This window comes from Leisingera sp., assembly GCF_034669605.1.
Lineage (GTDB): Bacteria > Pseudomonadota > Alphaproteobacteria > Rhodobacterales > Rhodobacteraceae > Leisingera.
Window position 1 is genome coordinate 1 of the sequence record NZ_JAXMOX010000316.1, and the last position, 3446, is coordinate 3446.

The 3446-nt window shown below is 65.2% G+C and carries 3 protein-coding genes; 2 read left to right on the forward strand and 1 reads right to left on the reverse strand.

Going from position 1 to position 3446, the window contains the following annotated elements:
• On the forward strand, window positions 1–799 hold a 799-nt coding region (locus tag VOI29_RS23440; RefSeq protein ID WP_323784170.1), incomplete at its 5' end, for a DUF6005 family protein.
• Window positions 796–1632, forward strand: coding sequence for a sugar phosphate isomerase/epimerase (locus tag VOI29_RS23445; protein WP_323784172.1), 837 nt, complete (start codon window positions 796–798; stop codon window positions 1630–1632). The genes VOI29_RS23440 and VOI29_RS23445, both read left to right, overlap by 4 nt.
• Window positions 1633–1720: 88 nt before the next feature.
• Here the strand turns inward: VOI29_RS23445 and VOI29_RS23450 are convergent.
• The coding region (locus VOI29_RS23450) for an ABC transporter ATP-binding protein (RefSeq protein WP_323784174.1) at window positions 1721–3446 on the reverse strand (1726 nt) is incomplete at its 5' end.

Genomic DNA, 3446 nt, shown 5'->3' on the forward strand with positions numbered 1-3446 from the left:
GTACGATCACAGCCGGACCAAGGCGGAAAACCTGACCCGTTTCGAACGGCTGCTGTCCGCAAAATCAGATGACGAGCAGCTGGTGGTCTTCCTCGACATGTACCACCTGCCCGAGCGCGAGAATAAGTACAATCAGAACCCCTTCCCGCATTTCGTGATCATTGAGCCGACAGACGATCCGGACATTTGGCACCTCTATGATCCGGACTACCGCTGGCGCGGCGGCCTGCCGCGCGAAACCATCCTCAATGCCATGGCGCAGCCCACCGTCGCAGGCGGCTATATCATCAACAGCGGCCATGCGCGGGCGCCGCACCCGCAGGATCTGGCCGCCTATTTCAATGAAACCTTCCGGCCGGACGACAATGTGCTGACCAGCGCCCTGCGCCGGATCTTTGAATACCACTGCCTGCCCGCACGCCCGCTGGCCTTGGCAGACCTGCAGAACGCGGTGCGTGAATTGCCGGTGCTGTCCTTGCGCAAATACGCCTATGAGCACGCCTTTGCCTTCTTCTGGCAGGAGCTGGACACAGCGTTTGCAGCCTTCGACGCCGAATGCGACCGGATCGAGGCGCTGTGCGAGGGCTTCCGCAGCCTGCACTTCCTGGCCGCCCGCATCGCCCATACCGGCGACCGCGCAATGATCCCCGATCTGTTCGCCGCGCTGGAGGCGCTGGACGAGCTGGAATTCACCATCAAATCCGCGCTCCAGACCCAGTTCCACGCCTGGTGCGCAGCCAACCTGCCAGCCCCGCCCAGTCTTCCGGCCAGCCCCCAGCCGCAGGAGCTTCCGGCATGAAGATATCCCTTTGCACCATCTCGTTCCGCCACCAGCTCATCGGCCTCAAGGACATTGCGTTCTGGGCCCGTGACAACGGCTTCCAGGGGATCGAGCTGTGGGGCGTGCATGCCCGCAGCCAGCCGCCGCTGGCCCTGCATAACGCCCAGTGGATGGCAGCGCAGGGGCTGTCGGTGCCGATGATCAGCGATTACCTGCCGCTGCAGGACCCCGATCTGCTGCGCCGCCGCACCGTCGCGCTGTGCGCCCAGGCCCGGACATGGGGGGCTGGGAAATTACGCACCTTTGCCGGCCAGCACGGCAGCGCCGCCGCCACCCCTGACGAGCGCCGCCAGACCATCGGCGCCCTGCGCGAGGCCTGCACCATCGCCGCCGATCACGGGCTGCGGCTGCTGGTTGAAACCCACCCCGGCACATTGGCCGACACGCTGGCCAGCACCTGCGATCTGATCGATGCCGCCGATCACGATGCGCTGATGATCAATTTCGACGCCCTGCACGTCTGGGAAGGCGGCGGCGACCCGGTCGAGGCCCGCCGCATCCTGTTGCCCCGCATTGCGCATTACCACCAGAAAAACGTCGCCGCCCGCGACCGGCTCGGGGTCTTTGCCCCCGGCAACGTCTACAGCGCGGCAGGCAGCCGCGACGGCATGGTGCCGCTGTTCGACGGTGCTTATGATTACAGCGGATTCCTATCCGCCTTGGCACAGGAGCCCGGCTGCGAGGCCTCGCTGGAATGGTTCGGAGATGCGGTTTTTCAAACCCTGAAAAGCGATATCGCAGAAATCCGCGCCCGGACCCGCAACAAGATCCCCGCGGCAAAAGCTGTCTAGCAACCGGGCCCGCCACTGCGGAAAAGAACCGGTGTGCATCCCTGCACACCGGTTTTACTTTTCTCTATGCCGAAATATCCAGCAGGCCTCAGCCGGCCGGTTCCAAGACCCGCCCGGACGGTCCCGCCTGGCGGTGCCACAATCCGGCATAGATCCCCTGCCCGGCCAGCAGCGCCTGATGGCTGCCGTCCTCGGCAACCCGGCCGTCCTGCAGCACCACAATGCGGTCCATCCGGGCAATCGTCGACAGCCGGTGGGCAATTGCAATCACCGTCTTGCCCTGCATCACATCCATCAGGGTTTTCCGGATCTCTTCCTCGACCGCACTGTCCAGGGCCGAGGTCGCCTCGTCCAGGATCAGGACCGGCGCGTTCTTCAGCACCACCCGCGCAATGGCGATCCGCTGCCGCTGGCCGCCCGAAAGCGCCACGCCGCGCTCGCCCACATGGGCGTCGTAGCCGGTGCGCCCCGCCTGGTCTCGCAGCGCCGTAATGAACTCATGCGCCTCGGCGCGTTTGGCAGCGGCAATCATTTCCGCCTCGCTGGCGCCGGGGTTGCCATAAAGGATATTGGCCCGCACCGATCGGTGGATCAGCGCGGTGTTCTGCGTCACCACCCCGATCTGGCTCCGCAGGCTCTCCTGCGTCACCCCGCGGATGTCCTGCCCGTCGATCAGGATGCGCCCGCCCTCGGGGTCGCGGAACCGCAAAAGCAGGTTGATCAGGGTCGACTTGCCCGCCCCCGACGGCCCGGCAATGCCAACCCTTTGGCCCGCCGGAATATGCAGATCGATTCCGCTCACACCGCCGCGCGTGTTGCCGTAGTGATGCGTCAGCCCTTCGATCCGCACCTCAGCCCTGCCGACCTGCAGCGCCGGCGCCCCCGGCGCATCGGTGATCCCATGCGGCGCCGACAGCGACCGCAAACCCTCGCGGATCACCCCCATGTTTTCAAACAGCCGGATCGTCACCCACAGGATCCAGCCGCTCATCCCATTCAGCCGGATCGTCAGGGCCGAGGCCGCCGCCACCTCGCCGACGCTGACCTGGCCGCGCATCCAAAGCCAGATCGCGGGGGCCACCACGATCAGGATCAGCACGCCGTTGATCGCGATGCTGCCAAAGGCCAGCGTCGTCATCATCCGCAAGAACCGCTGATACCGCGCCCGCAGGCGGCGCAGCGCCGACAAGGCATAGACCTGCTCCTGCTGGTTGCGGGCAAACAGCTTGACCGTCTCAATATTGCCATAGGCATCCACGATCCGCCCTGTCGCGTTCGACCGCGCGTCCGACCATTTCTCGGCGGTGGCCGCGACGTTCAGCGCCACGTGGCGCACATAAAGGATGTACAAACCCACCCACAGCACCAAAGGCACCGCCAGCCGCCAGTCGATCTGCGACAGCACCAGCACCGCGCCGATCATATAGGTGACCGCAAACAGGATCGCCTCGAACAGCATATGCACGCTGTCCTGCACCGCCGGCCCCATCTGCATCACCCGGTTGCTCAGCCGCCCGGCAAAATCGTTTTGAAAAAAGCCGACCGATTGGCCCAGCAGATGCCGGTGCGCCTGCCAGCGCACTTGCTCCTGCAGGTTCGACGACAGCGTCTGCTCCAGCAGCAGATGGTTCAGCCCGGTCAATGCCGGCCGCAGGATCAGCACGCAAAACAGCGCCAGCAGCATCTCCGTGCCATGCGCGGCCCAGAACGCCGCGGCGCCGGTCCCGGCCATCAGATCAACCACCCGCCCTGAGTAAAAGATCAGCCCGCTTTCCATCAGCGCCGTCAGCACCCCAGTGGCAAACATCAGCGGC

Bases quoted from the DNA above. Each gene is read 5' to 3' on its own strand.
- VOI29_RS23445 (WP_323784172.1), top strand. From the start codon at position 796: ATGAAGATATCCCTTTGCACCATCTCGTTCCGCCACCAGCTCATCGGC.